Source organism: Devosia sp. SL43 (assembly GCF_021729885.1).
In the GTDB taxonomy this organism is placed as follows: domain Bacteria; phylum Pseudomonadota; class Alphaproteobacteria; order Rhizobiales; family Devosiaceae; genus Devosia.
The window spans coordinates 2,281,088-2,294,185 of the sequence record NZ_CP063401.1; the positions used below are offsets into that span (position 1 = coordinate 2,281,088).

The window sequence follows — 13,098 nt, forward strand, 5'->3', positions numbered from 1 at the left end:
GGAACGGGAATCGAGTAAGTCCATAGCTCCCTTATACTAAGCCGTTTGTGTCACGGCTGTGAAGCGGGGAGCTGCGGGATTATTTACCTGCAACGCGAGCGATGAATTGCGTCGCGAAATCGAGGCCATCTGGGGCTATGCCGTGCCCGACACCTTCGCTGACGTGATAGCTCACGTCACAGCCCGCCAGTCGCAAAGCCAGTTCGGCATCGGCGCTGAGGTCTGGATCGACCACCTGGTCCATGTCGCCGTGGATCAGGCAGACCGGCGGTTGTGCGAAGGCTGTCGAGCCAAAACCTTCCGGTGGCACGAAGGCCCCGGAAAATGCGATGATGCCCATCAGCCGTTGCGGCAGCGACAGGCCCACATGCAGCGCCATCATCGCGCCCTGGCTGAAGCCGGCCAGAAGAGTGTTTTCGGGCGTGACGCCGGTTTGGCTCCACAGATCGTCGAGAAATTCCACCAGCACGGGTCGCGCCTTGAGCACCCCCATCTGGCGGCTCGCCAACCGGTCGCCGTCAAAGCTGACATCGAACCACTGGAAGCCGGAGGCCAGCTGCCGGCATTGCTCCGGCGCATTGGGCGAGATGAACACTGCATCGGGCAGCACATCCTGCCAATGCGGCGCCAGCCCAATGAGGTCGGCACCATCGGAGCCATAGCCATGCAGCAGGATTACGGCCTGCCTGGGTTCGCCACCAGAGGCGGGCGGCAACATGGGGCCCGATAGCTTGGTCACAGAAGAATTCCTTCCCGGTCGCGCATGACGGCGAAATAGCGCCAGAACAACAAGGCCGCCGCCGAGCGATGGGGCGCCCAGCCAGCAGCGATGGCGATCATCTCCCTGATGGTTGGCCGAGCGTCAAGCCCGAGACCATGCTGTACCGCCTTGAGCAGCGCCAGGTCACCAGCCGGAAACACGTCCGGATGTTGCGCGCAGAACATGAGATAGACCTCGGCGGTCCAGGGACCGATGCCCTTGTGGGCGACGAGATAGGCCACGGCCTCCTCGGCAGAAAGGGTTTCGAGATGATCGAAATCCAGCGTTCCCGCCACCACGGCCTCGGCAATGGCCCGCACCGTGCGGAACTTGCCACCGGAAAACCCGGTGGCTCGAACCGCTTCTTCGCTCAGTGAGAGGTAGGTCACGGGATCCAGCGCGCCCGACAGCAGTTCGAACCGGCTCCAGATTGCCCGGGCGCTGGCCACCGACAATTGCTGGCCGCAAATGACCTTGGCGATACCAACAAAACCGGGTGGGTTGACGCGCGGCTGCACCTCGCCGGCAAAGCCGCGCACAGCAGCAAGGCGCGGATCGATGCCGACCAGCGCCTCGATATGGCTGGCGATCGTGCCGACGGTGTCGAGCCGCGGTGACGGCGCAAGCTGGCTCGTGTTAGGAAGCCCTGGTGCCGCAGAATTCATCCAAACCCATCCTTCGTTTCGCCCCCAGCCCCAATGGCCGGCTGCATCTAGGGCATGCCTATTCGGCAGTGCTGACCTGGCGCGCCGCCGCGCAACTTGGCGGCACGGCGCTGCTGCGGATCGAAGACATCGACACCGAGCGCTGTAAACCCGAATTTGTCGACGGCATCTATGAGGACCTGCATTGGCTGGGCCTGAACTGGCCTGAGCCGGTGATGGTGCAGTCGGACCGTTTCGATATCTATGCCCGGGCCGGTAACAGGCTACGGCACCTGAATTTGCTCTACCCCTGCTTCTGCTCCCGCGCCGAGATCGCTGCGGCAGCCGACGGCACCGACCCGGACGGCGCGCCGCTCTACCCGGGCACCTGCAAGCATCTGCATCGCGGCGAGCAGATCGAGCGGCTGCAACGCGGCGATCCCGTGCAGTTCCGGCTCGATATCGAAGCGGCCAAGGCGCGGGTCGGCATGCTGACCTTCACTGTGGTCGGACCTGTTGTCACCGACCGCCCGCAGATTCGCTACGCCCGGCCGGAGCGTTGGGGTGATGTGGTGCTGCAGCGCAAAGGCACGCCGACCAGTTATCACCTCAGCGTGGTGGTCGATGACGCGGCGCAGGGCATAACCCACGTGACGCGCGGCCGCGACATGGAGGCCGCGACCGATATCCATGTCCTGCTGCAGATGCTGCTCAGCCTGCCCTCGCCGATCTACCATTTCCACCGGTTGATCCTGGATGATGAGGGCCGCAAACTGGCCAAGTCCAAGGGATCGGAAAGCCTGGCAGACCTGCGGGCCAAGGGGTGGACGCCTGACGATGTCAGGCGGGCCGTCGGACCCTAAGCTGCGGCCTTCTGCGCGAGAAACGGCTGCACGGTGGCCGCTACCGCCACCTCGAACGGCGTGCCGAAATCCGGCCCCAGGATCGAATCGAGCCGAGGATCGACCAGTTCCATGGCGCTGTTCCAGAGGTAGCGCATCTTCACCACCTCGCGCAGCACGCCATTGGCCAAACCCATGGCCTGGAGGAAAATCCACGGCAGCGGCGCCACCTTGAGTGGCACTGGCGATGCCTTGACGACGGCATCCATCAGCGCGCCGTGGGTGACATAGTGCCCGGAGAAGTGGAAATTCTCGAAGCTGCCGAACTCACCACGCTTTTCACCCAACACGGCAAAGGCGCGACCCAGATCGGGCAGGTAGGCCCAGGCGTGACCGAGCTTTAGATCGGCCATGTGGTAGATCTTGCCCTTGCGGGCTTCCATCATCATGGCCTGGTCGTACCAGTCGCCGGTATTGTTGGGGGCATAGAAGTCGCCCGCGCGGATGATGATGGTCTGGAACTTGCCGGCTTTCGAGGCCGCCGCCAGCATCTCTTCCTGCCTGACCCGGATAGCGCCGCGCGGGGTTTGCGGGCGCTGTGGCGTCGATGGCGAGATACGACGGTCGCTGGCCGAATAGTTGTAGATATTGCCCGGGAACATCAATGTCTTGCCGCTATCGCCCATGGCGGCGATGACCGTGGCAAGCTGGGCCTCGGCGCGGCCCTTGTCCCATTTGTCATAGGGCAGGTTCAGCGCGTTGACGACGATGTCGGCGTCGGTGATGGCCGCCTTGATGTCATCGAGGCTGGCGGCATCGCCCTGGATGAACTTAATCCCCGCGATCGGGTGGCGGTTAGTGCGGCCAAAACCCGTCACCGAAAACCCAGCATGCTGGAAGGCTTGCGCTGCGTGATGGCCGATATGGCCGTTGATCCCCAGAACCGTGACGTTACCCTTGCTCATGTCGCTCTCCATTGTCGATGGACACAACATCATCCATTCACTAGCGTGGCGACAGCCCAAGAGTTCGGAGGTTGACCATTCAATAATGAATAGAGAACCTGATTGGGCGCTATGGCGCAGTTTTTCGGCCGTGGTCGCCAATGGCTCGCTGTCAGCAGCTGCCCGAGAGCTGGGAATCAGCCAGCCGACGGTCGGGCGGCATATCGAAACCCTGGAATACGACCTGGGCCTGACCCTGTTCGAGCGCACGCTCAACGGCCTCAAGCCCAATACGACAGCCCTGCGGCTTTACGAACCTGTCGCCCAAGCCCAGGCTTCGTTGGCCGAGGCCGCCATCATGGCCGAGGGCGCGCAGGCCGATTACGGCGGTACGGTTCGGATCACCGCCAGCACCGTCATGTCCAACTATGTGCTGCCTGGCCTGCTCGTGCCGATCCGCGAGCGCTACCCCAACATCGCTATCGAGACCGTGCCCTCGGACTCAGCCGAGAACCTGCTGCTGCGCGAGGCCGACATCGCCATCCGTATGTTCAGGCCGACGCAGCTCGAACTGGTGACCAAGCATCTGGGCGACCTGGATATCGTACCGGCGGCGCATCAGCGCTATCTCGACAGGCGCGGGACGCCGGCCAGCGTCAACGACCTGTTCGGCCATGACTTGATCGGGCTCGACCGCTCTGATCTCATCATCGCCCATGCGCAGAAGTTGGGCCTGCCGCTGCGGCGCGAGCATTTCACCATTCGCTCCGATGACCAGACCCAATTGTGGGAGCTGATGCGCGCCGGACTGGGCATCGGTTTTGCCCAGGCGAGCCTGGTGAAGCACGCGCCCGGCATGGTGGCTTTGCCGATCGATCTCTCGATTCCTCCGCTGCAGGTGTGGCTCACCACACACAGGGAATTGTTCACGTCCCACCGGATTCGTGCCATCTATGACGCACTGTCCGAGGGGCTGAGTTCGTATATAGAGGGCTAGCAACCTCTACGGGGAATCCCATGCAGACCGCCCTCAATATCGCCATCGCCCTTGCCCTGCTCTTTGTTGTCGTGGTGCTGGGCATGGGCCTGTGGAACATGCTCAAGGGCGGCCCGGGCAATACCAGCCAGAAGCTGATGCGCCTGCGTGTCATCGGTCAGGCGGTTGCGCTGGTGCTGCTGATGGGCGCCCTGTTCTTCTTCGGCAGCGGCGGCAGGGGCTGATCGGCGCCATGGTCAAGCTCAACCGCATCTACACCAAGACCGGTGACGACGGCACGACGGGCCTGGTGCGCGGCCCCCGCCGGCCCAAATTCGACCTGCGGGTCGAGGCCTATGGCACGGTGGACGAGGCCAATGCCACCATCGGCCAGGCCCGGCTGCATACTGGCTCGATGCCCAAGGTCGACATGATCCTGAGCCGGATCCAGAACGACCTCTTCGATGTCGGTTCCGATCTGGCCACACCGGGCGCCGACGATCCGGCCGCCGAATATCCGTCGCTGCGCGTTCGCCCGGTGCAGACCGAAGCGCTGGAAAAGCAGATCGACCAGTTCAATGCGGGCCTGGCGCCGCTGACCAGCTTCGTTCTGCCGGGCGGCAGCCCACTGGCCGCGGCTTTGCATGTCGCGCGCACCGTCACCCGCCGCGCCGAACGCATCACGGTGGAACTGACGGCGGCCGAGCCCGACACAAATCCGGAAGCCGTGCGCTATCTCAACCGGCTATCCGACCTGTTATTCGTGCTGGCACGCGTCGCCAATGGCAATGGCACCAAGGACGTGCTCTGGGTGCCGGGCAACAACGGTGATGTGAAGAAGGGTGGATAAGAACCCTGCCAGCGCTACAGACCGCAGCTCGTCTCCGGCAGGTCCCGCGGACCCTGACTTCCAAGTCATTCAGCAACGGGTGAGATGCATCATTTCAAAGTTGTCCTTCTCCTGCTTTGGAACAATAGAGATTGGAACAAGCCTGCCCTCGTTGCTGGCATCCCAAACGATGTGATCACCGTTGGAAAAGGTCAACGTCACAGGATTGCTGCCGCTGACCGTATATGGGCCGATGGGCAACGTGCCGAGGATTGACACGCTGCTGATGTTGGAGCCGTCAAACTGGATCTTCATTTTCGCCGCGTCGCAAGATTGGCCGTTAGCTGCCCAAATGCCGGTTAGCAGGTACCCGCCCGAGGACACGGCATCTGCGGTGGTCGAAACCGGCGGGACCCCTGGCGATCGAGTAAGGATCAACGCTCCTCCGATCAGCGCGATTGCAAATCCAGCAACAAGCACCGCCACCACGGGAAAAGCCGTGCCACGCGCCGAAACCGGCGCTGGCGCTGCCGGACTCGCACCCCTCTTGCCAAACGCGACTTGCTTCGCTGCGGGCATCAATGAACCTCCGTGTTCGGAAATGGCTTGCCTGACTTCGGCCTTAGAAAGCGTAAATGAAAAGGTTGCAAACGGCCGACGATGGGCACGACGCTGCTAGGCGGCGCGTGAGGGCGGCACCGCCATTTGCACCGAGCCGATGCCCATCGATGGCCGCAGCAGCATTTCGCCCGACGAAACGACGCGATTGCGACCGCCGCGCTTGGCGGCATAGAGCGCCGCATCGGCCTGCACGAACAGCTGCTCAGCCGGCAGAGCGCCCGACGCCACGGCGACGCCGATGCTGGCAGTGATGGCGATATCCCGACCCTCCCAATGAATGGTCAGTGCTTCGACAGCCGCCCGCAGCCGCTCGGCAATCTGCTGCGCCTTGAACGAATCCGTATCGGGCAGCAGCACCGCCAGCTCCTCGCCGCCCAGCCGTGAGGCGAGGTCGCGGTTGCGCATATTGGCGCGCAGGATCATCGAAACTTGCTGCAGCACATAATCGCCAGCCGCGTGGCCATAGGTGTCGTTGACCACCTTGAAGTGGTCGAGATCAAGGATCAGCAAGGCGGCGTCTTTATCATCCGGACGCAGGCCGGCAATACCACGCTCGAAGGCGCGTCGATTGGGCAGGCCCGTCAGCGGATCGGTGAGGGCACGCGCCTTCCAGCTTTCTTCGCGGTCAATCTGGTTCAGCTCGCGATCGACGAACAGCCCGAGCAGGACCGAGGCGAAGACCGAAGCCGAAACCATATAGGGCGCGATCATGCTGAGCAGCGACCACATGCTCGCATAGCCCAGGACGATGCCGCTCAACAGGTAACAGGAGATGACGAGGCCCAGCACCACCAGGTGGCGCGCCTTGATCCGGGTGCGCGGGCGCAGGAAATAGCGCCAGCCCAGACCGAGCAAGGCGGCGACAGCGATGCCGGCTGCGCCGGGAAATGCGCCCATACCGCCCAGCCACAGCCGGTAGCCACCACCGATCGCCACAGCGATCAGGGCCGCCGGCCAGCCACCGAAAGCGGCGGCAAAACCAATGATGATTGCGCGGGCATCCACCATCACGCCGGTGCCGATGTGCGCAGGGGCCATCATGGCGATGATGGCGCCGAGCCCGAAGATTGCGCCCTGCACCAATGACCGCACCGGCCGCGGCCAGTCCTGCCGCTCGACCATGCCGAAGCTGATCGCCAACAGCGCCAGCAGGCTGACGCCATGGATCAGAGCGAGAAACAGTTCCTGTAGCAGCATGGGGTTCCGAGGGCAGCTGGTTTGGCCCATCTGGCAGGACAATCGTAAGGGATGCGTGAAAACACGGTGGTCATGGCACCAACACTGACCGTCGCCGTTAATGGCCGGTAAACGGCCGGAAGCAGCCAAGTTTCATAAAGTTGCCACGATTGGCCAAGGCTTTGTTTACGTCTCGTTGATAGTTTTGGTCTTGGACATCAAGCGAAAGGAGGTCCGGAATGAACACCGATCTCTCGATGCAGATGCTCACGATGAACTCGGCCAAGCTGCAGAACAGCGTGCAGGTCGCCGTGTTCAAGAAGGCCCACGAGATGCAGTCGGACCTGCTCAATTCCCTGATGCAGACCGCCCTCTCGGCACCCCCGCCGGGACAAGGCCTTCGGGTCGACAAGCAGGCCTGAACGAAGGGAGACCACGATTGAGCAATGCTCTCGGAATCGGCCCAGCTGTCATGATCAACCGCATCGCCGACCGCCAGGGCACGCCAGCCGGCGCGCTACTGGGCAAGGTCGCCGAATTGCGCATGGACCTTCAGGTCGCGCTTGAAGACGAGCAGGCCAAGGCCGCCGATCTGAGCCCGACGGGCGAGGCTGATGCCACCGTCGTCAGCTCTGGCGCCGTGGTCGATCGCCTGATCTAGGCGCCCAGTTCCAGTAATTTCTCGATCACCGCCTCGCCATCGGGCGTGTCCCAGTGGGCCGGTCCCTGCAGAACCGCCAACTCGCAACCGTTTTCGTCCAGCACCAGTGTCGCCGGCAGGCCCACCGCCACCGCCTGCTGCTTGAGCCGATCGAAGGCCGCAAAGGTATTGTCGGCATAGAGCGGCAGGTTGGCGAAGCTGTTTTCGTCGAGGAAGTCCTGCGCCTTCTCGAGTCCGCCCTCGCCTATGTCGAGATTGATGGGAAGGACCATGAAGGCATCGGAATTATACTTGGTCGCCAGCGCATCGAGCGCGGGCATTTCCTCGCGGCAGGGCATGCACCAGCTGGCCCAGAAATTGACCAGCAAGGCCTTGCCCTTGAAATCGGCAATGGTCATGGCCGTGCCGGCGGCGTCCTTGAACGCCAGGGTCGCGTAACCGCGCCCTTCCCCGGTGCCGTTGAGCGCCGCCAGCTCCCCCACCGCCGCATCGCCGATGGCCGCCGCGTCTTCTGCCTGCACTGGGCATTCGCGCGCCTGCCCGGCATTGCCGAGCCAGACCCACGCGGCTATAGCTACCGCCAATCCCGTCAAGCCCAGGATGACCCACAGCCGGACCCGGCTCGTCGCTCCCGGGCGTGGCGCTTGCATATCGGTCAATTGAGGTCTCCGGAAATGAGCAACAAGATGTGGGGCGGCCGCTTCGCCACCGGCCCCGACGCCATCATGGAAGAAATCAACGCCTCGATCGGTTTCGACCAGCGCCTGTTCCGCCAGGATATTGCCGGCTCGATCGCCCACGCCACCATGCTCGCCGAGACGGGCATTCTGACAGGGGAAGATCGCGACAGCATCATTGCCGGTCTAACCGAGGTGCTGGCGGAAATCGAGGGCGGCAGTTTCACGTTCTCGCGGGCACTGGAAGACATTCACATGAATGTCGAAAGCCGGCTGCGCGAAAAGATCGGCGATGCTGCCGGCCGACTGCACACCGCCCGCTCGCGCAACGACCAGGTGGCGACCGATTTCAAGCTCTATGTCCGCGACACCATCGATACGCTGGTGGTGCAGGTGAACACTCTGCAACTGGCTTTGGTCACCAAGGCCGAGGACGAAGCCGAGACCATCATGCCCGGCTTCACCCACCTGCAGAGTGCCCAGCCGGTGACGTTTGGCCATCACCTGCTGGCCTATGTCGAAATGCTTGGCCGCGATGCCGGCCGGCTGCTCGATGCGAGGAAGCGCCTCAATGAATCGCCTTTGGGCTCGGCGGCCCTTGCCGGCACGCCCTACCCGATCGACCGGCACATGACGGCGGAAAAACTGGGCTTTGACCGGCCGACGGCCAATAGCCTCGACGCCGTCTCCGACCGCGACTTCATCCTCGAAACACTGGCCGCCGCCTCGATCTGCGCCATGCATCTGTCGCGCCTTGCCGAGGAAATGGTGATCTGGTCCTCCGCCCAGTTCGGCTTCGTGCGGCTGAGCGACAAGTTCACCACCGGCTCCTCGATCATGCCGCAGAAGCGCAATCCGGATGCCGCCGAGCTGGTGCGCGCCAAGATCGGCCGCATCCTGGGCGCGCTGACCGCCTTGCTGGTGGTGATGAAGGGCCTGCCGCTGGCCTATTCCAAGGACATGCAGGAAGACAAGGAAGTCGCCTTCGACGCGCTGGATTCGCTCAGCCTGTCGTTGGCGGCGATGACCGGCATGGTCAGCGACATGGTGCCCAATCGCGAGCGCATGCGGGTCTCGGCGGCGGCCGGTTTCTCGACGGCAACCGATATCGCCGACTGGCTGGTGCGGCAGGTCAACATTCCCTTCCGCGACGCCCATCACATTACCGGGCAGATCGTGGCGCTGGCCGAACAGAAGGGCTGCGGGCTGGAAGGGCTGACTATCGAGGACTTCAAGTTCATAGACCAGCGGATCGACAGCCGCATCCACAAGGTGCTGACGGTCGAGGCTTCGGTGGCTGCCCGCCAGAGCTATGGCGGCACGGCACCGGCCAATGTGCTTGTTCAGGCCGCCCGGTGGAAAACCGAACTCACCGGCCAGCCACATGAGCCACGGCCGCTGGGCAAGAAGAAGCATGGCGGCCATGGCGATGGCGGGGTTGAATAAAACTTGCTGAGGCATACCGTATTGGCACCCCTTGCTGATTTGGACACGCGCTGATGGCCGGCAGACTTCGACAGATGCGTCTCACCGAGCGTCATGTCGGCTATTTGCAACCGGTCGATACCTCCGACGTGCTGCCGCCTCCGCCCGAGGGCATGCGCGAGGCGACCCAGGACGATTACGCCAGGATCCTGGATGAGCTGCTGGGGCCCGAGCGCGGCGAAGACGAGGTCTGGATCTTTGCCTACGGCTCGTTGATCTGGAAGCCAGCCTGCGACTTCGTAGAAATGCGCACTGGGCTGGTCCGCGGCTGGCATCGCGCCTTTTGCCTGGGCTGGAACAATCGCTGGCGCGGCTCGGACGAAAATCCCGGACTGATGCTGGCACTCGATCGCGGTGGCGCTTGTAACGGCGTGCTGTACCGGCTGCCACCCGGCCAGATCGACGACAACATGACCAAGCTCTTGCAACGCGAAATGGGCTGGCTGCCGTCGTCGTTTCCGCCGCGCTGGGTCAATGTCAAATCCGGCGACCGTACCATCCGCGCCATCACCTTCTGCATCGATCGCCATTCGGGGCGCTATGTCTCGGGCCTGACGGTAGAACGCGTTGCCGAAGTGCTGGCCAAGGCCGTCGGCTCGCGCGGCTCGATGGCCGAGTATCTCTACGCCACCGTGCGTCACCTAGAAGACATGGGTATCCACGATCCCCATCTCTGGCGGCTGCAATCGCTGGTAGCCGCCGAGATCGAGGCCGCTTATGAGGCCAATCGATAAGTCTTGCTTTTGTTTTCCGGCGCGCTGCATTAGGGCATTACCCAATATTTCCACACCCACGGTGTCATTCCGGCGCAGGCCGGAATCCATGCGCTGAACCAGCCGCATCCTCGATGTGTGGCGATGCGGACCTGGATCCCGGCCTTCGCCGGGATGACATCGAGGATAGGCCAACACCAGGATAAGACTGTGGTCCATCATTTCCACCACCGCGACGAAACCCTTTACGCCGAGGACGTCAATCTCAACGACCTCGCCGCCAAGGTGGGCACGCCCTTCTATGTCTATTCGAGCGCGACATTGCGCCGGCATGTGCGGGTGGTGAAGCAGGCTTTCGAGGGCATTCCGACGCTGCTCGCCTATGCGATGAAGGCCAATTCCAACCAGGCTGTGCTCAAGCTGATGGCATCGGAAGGCGCCGGCGCCGACGTGGTGTCGCTGGGCGAACTGGAGCGGGCGCTGGCCGCCGGCATCAAGCCCGACATGATCGTCTTTTCCGGCGTCGCCAAGACCATTGCCGAGATGCGTCGCGGGCTTGCGGCCGGCATCAAGTGCTTCAATGTTGAGAGCGAGCCCGAGCTTGAGCGGCTATCCATGGTCGCCTCGGATATGGGCGTGACGGCCCGAGTTTCGGTGCGCATCAACCCCGATGTCGATGCCCGTACCCATGCCAAGATTTCCACCGGCAAGGCCGAGAACAAGTTCGGCATTCCCTATGTCAGAGCCCGCGAGGTCTACCGCCGCATCGCCGATTTGCCCAATGTCGAGGCTGTCGGCGTCGACATGCATATCGGCAGCCAGCTGACCGATCTCGAACCCTTCAGCACCGCCTTTGGCCTATTGGCCGAACTGGTGATGGCCCTGCGTGCCGATGGCCATGATATCCACCACGTCGATGTCGGCGGCGGCTTGGGCATTCCCTATCACCACGACCAGGAGGCGCCGCCGGCGCCGGAAGCCTATGCCGCCGTGGTGCGCGACAAGATCGGGCAGCTCGGCTGCACGCTGGTGATCGAGCCGGGGCGCCTGCTGGTGGGCAATGCCGGCATCCTCGTCACCAAGGTCGAATATGTGAAGGAGGGCAGCACCAATTTCGTCATCGTCGACGCGGCGATGAATGATCTGATCCGCCCCACGCTATACGAAGCCCATCACGACGTGGTGCCGGTCAACCATTCCAACCTGGCGCCGATCACGGCCGATATCGTCGGCCCTGTCTGCGAGACCGGCGATTACCTGGCCAAGGCCCGCACCATGCCTGGCGTCAAGGAGGGCGACCTGCTCGCCGTGATGAGCGCCGGTGCCTATGGCGCGGTGATGGCCTCGACCTACAATTCTCGGGCGCTAATCCCCGAAGTACTGGTGGATGGCGACCGGTTTCACGTGATCCGCCCGCGCAAGTCGCTCGAGGATCTGATCGCGCTCGACAGCGTGCCGGACTGGGTTTGATCGCGTCCTGACACCCCTTGTCATGGTGATCGAAGCATATTCTCCTGACGCAAGGAGATCGCCATGCCGCAGATGTTGACCAATCGCCAGCTCAACCGCGCGACGCTGGCCCGGCAATGGATGCTGGAGCGCGCCGATATCGCCATTCCCGATGCCATCGCCTTCCTGCTGGGCCTGCAGGCGCAAACCAGCGGCGGGCCGTATCAGGCCTTATGGAACCGGCTGCGCGGCTTCCGACATGAAGATCTCACCACGCTGATTGTGGACAAGTCACTGCTGCGGGCCACCTCGATGCGCACCACGCTGCACCTGCATACCGCGGCCGATATGCGCGCGATCCGGCCGGTCATGCAGCCGGTGCTGGATCGCACATGGCAGACCACCTTCGGCAAGAAAATCGGCGGGGCCGACCGGGCCGAGGTGCATCGGCACGGCGTTGAACTGCTCGACCAGTCGCCGCTGACCAGCGGCGAGCTCGGCAAGCGCCTCGCCGAAACCTGGCCCGCTGCCGAGCCACTGGCTTTGGCGCAGGTGCTGCATTGCAGCGAGACGCTGATCCAGATTCCACCGACCCGGATCTGGGGCCATGGCGGGCCGCCGCTGCTGAGCCGCATCGAGACCTGGGCTGGCACCCCGGTCGGACCGGCCATCGAGCTCCCTAACCTGGTCTTGCGCTATCTCGCCGCCTATGGCCCGGCCAGCGTGATGGACATGCAGACCTGGAGCGGCCTGACCAAGCTGGCGCCGGCCTTCGAAGCGATCGCAGATCAGCTGGTGACCTTCGAGGGCGAGGATGGGCGGGTGCTCTATGACCTGCCCGATGGCCCGCGGCCTGATCCGGATACGCCCGCGCCCGTCCGCTTCATGCCCGAATACGACAATGTCTGGCTGGGCTTTGCCGACCGCTATCGCATCCAGCCCGAGCTGGCGCGCGACCGCATGGTGCTGGTCAACGGCTATGTCGCCGCCTACACGGTCGACGGCCTTATCGCGGGGAATTGGACGCTGAAACGCAACAAGGGCGACATCGCGATCACCATTCTGCCATTCCGCACACTGACCAAGTCCGAGACGGCGGATGTCGAGGCTGAGGCCCATGCGCATGGCGCGTTCCTGGCCGATGGCAAGGGGACGGTGAGTGTTGCATGGGAGGCGGTGGCCTAGCTGGTGTCACGCCCTCGTGGTTCGAGGGTCGCAAGAGCTCCCACCTCACCATGAGGGCTACTGTGAACTCGGTGTATCAACAGCACTCATGGTGAGATGCGCTTCTTCAGCGCCTCGAACCACGAGGGCGTGGCAC

The 13,098-nt window shown here is 63.3% G+C and carries 16 protein-coding genes; 10 read left to right on the top strand and 6 right to left on the bottom strand.

The annotated features are described in order from the left end of the window. Nucleotides 1-79 precede the first annotated feature (79 nt). Nucleotides 80-739 (bottom strand): alpha/beta hydrolase, encoded by a 660-nt coding sequence (locus IM737_RS11140; RefSeq protein ID WP_236893958.1) that lies wholly within the window; start codon nucleotides 737-739, stop codon nucleotides 80-82. Beyond that, entirely contained in the window at nucleotides 736-1,425 is a 690-nt protein-coding gene (locus IM737_RS11145) for a DNA-3-methyladenine glycosylase family protein (protein ID WP_236893959.1), read from the bottom strand. The genes IM737_RS11140 and IM737_RS11145 overlap by 4 nt, the downstream gene beginning before the upstream one ends. On the opposite strand from IM737_RS11145, the gene gluQRS reads away from it, so the two are divergent. After that, on the top strand, nucleotides 1,410-2,267 hold the full coding sequence (gene gluQRS / locus IM737_RS11150; protein WP_236893960.1) for a tRNA glutamyl-Q(34) synthetase GluQRS: 858 nt from the start codon (nucleotides 1,410-1,412) through the stop codon (nucleotides 2,265-2,267). The two genes, IM737_RS11145 and gluQRS, sit on opposite strands and share 16 nt — an antisense overlap. On the opposite strand, the gene IM737_RS11155 is transcribed toward gluQRS, so the two are convergent. Further along, complete coding sequence (locus IM737_RS11155) at nucleotides 2,264-3,211, bottom strand: NAD-dependent epimerase/dehydratase family protein (protein WP_236893961.1); 948 nt, start codon at nucleotides 3,209-3,211, stop codon at nucleotides 2,264-2,266. The two genes, gluQRS and IM737_RS11155, sit on opposite strands and share 4 nt — an antisense overlap. An 85-nt stretch (nucleotides 3,212-3,296) precedes the next feature. Between IM737_RS11155 and IM737_RS11160 the strand changes: the two genes are divergently transcribed. The 3 genes from IM737_RS11160 to IM737_RS11170 are packed head-to-tail and all read left to right on the top strand — an operon-like array spanning nucleotide 3,297 to nucleotide 5,016. Continuing rightward, the gene (locus IM737_RS11160) at nucleotides 3,297-4,187 is read left to right on the top strand and encodes a LysR family transcriptional regulator (protein WP_236893962.1); all 891 of its coding nucleotides are present in this window, start codon (nucleotides 3,297-3,299) and stop codon (nucleotides 4,185-4,187) included. Between the two features lie 20 nt (nucleotides 4,188-4,207). Beyond that, entirely contained in the window at nucleotides 4,208-4,411 is a 204-nt protein-coding gene (locus IM737_RS11165) for a twin transmembrane helix small protein (protein ID WP_236893963.1), read from the top strand. 8 nt (nucleotides 4,412-4,419) lie between these two features. Then, nucleotides 4,420-5,016 (top strand): cob(I)yrinic acid a,c-diamide adenosyltransferase, encoded by a 597-nt coding sequence (locus IM737_RS11170; RefSeq protein ID WP_236893964.1) that lies wholly within the window; start codon nucleotides 4,420-4,422, stop codon nucleotides 5,014-5,016. A 69-nt stretch (nucleotides 5,017-5,085) separates the two neighbouring features. Here IM737_RS11170 and IM737_RS11175 read toward each other — a convergent pair whose 3' ends face one another. Further along, on the bottom strand, nucleotides 5,086-5,574 hold the full coding sequence (locus IM737_RS11175; protein ID WP_236893965.1) for a hypothetical protein: 489 nt from the start codon (nucleotides 5,572-5,574) through the stop codon (nucleotides 5,086-5,088). Nucleotides 5,575-5,670: 96 nt separating this feature from the next. Further along, a complete protein-coding gene (locus tag IM737_RS11180) occupies nucleotides 5,671-6,813 on the bottom strand; it encodes a GGDEF domain-containing protein (protein ID WP_236893966.1) in 1,143 nt (380 codons plus the stop codon). A 218-nt stretch (nucleotides 6,814-7,031) separates the two neighbouring features. On the opposite strand from IM737_RS11180, the gene IM737_RS11185 reads away from it, so the two are divergent. Then, the gene (locus tag IM737_RS11185; RefSeq protein WP_236893967.1) at nucleotides 7,032-7,214 is read left to right on the top strand and encodes a putative motility protein; all 183 of its coding nucleotides are present in this window, start codon (nucleotides 7,032-7,034) and stop codon (nucleotides 7,212-7,214) included. A gap of 17 nt (nucleotides 7,215-7,231) precedes the next feature. Further along, nucleotides 7,232-7,453, top strand: coding sequence for a hypothetical protein (locus tag IM737_RS11190; RefSeq protein WP_236893968.1), 222 nt, complete (start codon nucleotides 7,232-7,234; stop codon nucleotides 7,451-7,453). Here IM737_RS11190 and IM737_RS11195 read toward each other — a convergent pair. Next, on the bottom strand, nucleotides 7,450-8,103 hold the full coding sequence (locus IM737_RS11195; RefSeq protein ID WP_236899911.1) for a TlpA disulfide reductase family protein: 654 nt from the start codon (nucleotides 8,101-8,103) through the stop codon (nucleotides 7,450-7,452). The genes IM737_RS11190 and IM737_RS11195 overlap by 4 nt on opposite strands. Nucleotides 8,104-8,127: 24 nt before the next feature. Between IM737_RS11195 and argH the strand changes: the two genes are divergently transcribed. From argH to IM737_RS11215, 4 genes are all read left to right on the top strand, one after another. After that, on the top strand, nucleotides 8,128-9,576 hold the full coding sequence (argH, locus tag IM737_RS11200; protein ID WP_236893969.1) for an argininosuccinate lyase: 1,449 nt from the start codon (nucleotides 8,128-8,130) through the stop codon (nucleotides 9,574-9,576). A gap of 53 nt (nucleotides 9,577-9,629) precedes the next feature. After that, nucleotides 9,630-10,349 (top strand): gamma-glutamylcyclotransferase, encoded by a 720-nt coding sequence (locus tag IM737_RS11205; protein ID WP_236893970.1) that lies wholly within the window; start codon nucleotides 9,630-9,632, stop codon nucleotides 10,347-10,349. Nucleotides 10,350-10,538: 189 nt separating this feature from the next. Continuing rightward, nucleotides 10,539-11,798, top strand: a complete 1,260-nt coding sequence (gene lysA, locus IM737_RS11210; RefSeq protein WP_236893971.1) for a diaminopimelate decarboxylase — start codon at nucleotides 10,539-10,541, stop codon at nucleotides 11,796-11,798. 63 nt (nucleotides 11,799-11,861) lie between these two features. Continuing rightward, nucleotides 11,862-12,962 (top strand): winged helix DNA-binding domain-containing protein, encoded by a 1,101-nt coding sequence (locus tag IM737_RS11215; RefSeq protein ID WP_236893972.1) that lies wholly within the window; start codon nucleotides 11,862-11,864, stop codon nucleotides 12,960-12,962. The last annotated feature ends 136 nt before the right edge of the window (nucleotides 12,963-13,098 follow it).

Excerpts from the sequence above, each read along its gene's own strand:
- IM737_RS11160 (WP_236893962.1), top strand. The coding sequence starts at position 3,297 with ATGAATAGAGAACCTGATTGGGCGCTATGGCGCAGTTTTTCGGCCGTG.
- IM737_RS11175 (WP_236893965.1), bottom strand. The coding sequence starts at position 5,574 with ATGCCCGCAGCGAAGCAAGTCGCGTTTGGCAAGAGGGGTGCGAGTCCG.
- IM737_RS11170 (WP_236893964.1), top strand. The coding sequence starts at position 4,420 with ATGGTCAAGCTCAACCGCATCTACACCAAGACCGGTGACGACGGCACG.
- IM737_RS11195 (WP_236899911.1), bottom strand. The coding sequence starts at position 8,103 with ATGCAAGCGCCACGCCCGGGAGCGACGAGCCGGGTCCGGCTGTGGGTC.
- IM737_RS11180 (WP_236893966.1), bottom strand. The coding sequence starts at position 6,813 with ATGCTGCTACAGGAACTGTTTCTCGCTCTGATCCATGGCGTCAGCCTG.
- IM737_RS11185 (WP_236893967.1), top strand. The coding sequence starts at position 7,032 with ATGAACACCGATCTCTCGATGCAGATGCTCACGATGAACTCGGCCAAG.
- IM737_RS11215 (WP_236893972.1), top strand. The coding sequence starts at position 11,862 with ATGCCGCAGATGTTGACCAATCGCCAGCTCAACCGCGCGACGCTGGCC.
- argH (WP_236893969.1), top strand. The coding sequence starts at position 8,128 with ATGAGCAACAAGATGTGGGGCGGCCGCTTCGCCACCGGCCCCGACGCC.
- IM737_RS11165 (WP_236893963.1), top strand. The coding sequence starts at position 4,208 with ATGCAGACCGCCCTCAATATCGCCATCGCCCTTGCCCTGCTCTTTGTT.
- IM737_RS11145 (WP_236893959.1), bottom strand. The coding sequence starts at position 1,425 with ATGAATTCTGCGGCACCAGGGCTTCCTAACACGAGCCAGCTTGCGCCG.
- IM737_RS11155 (WP_236893961.1), bottom strand. The coding sequence starts at position 3,211 with ATGAGCAAGGGTAACGTCACGGTTCTGGGGATCAACGGCCATATCGGC.
- IM737_RS11205 (WP_236893970.1), top strand. The coding sequence starts at position 9,630 with ATGGCCGGCAGACTTCGACAGATGCGTCTCACCGAGCGTCATGTCGGC.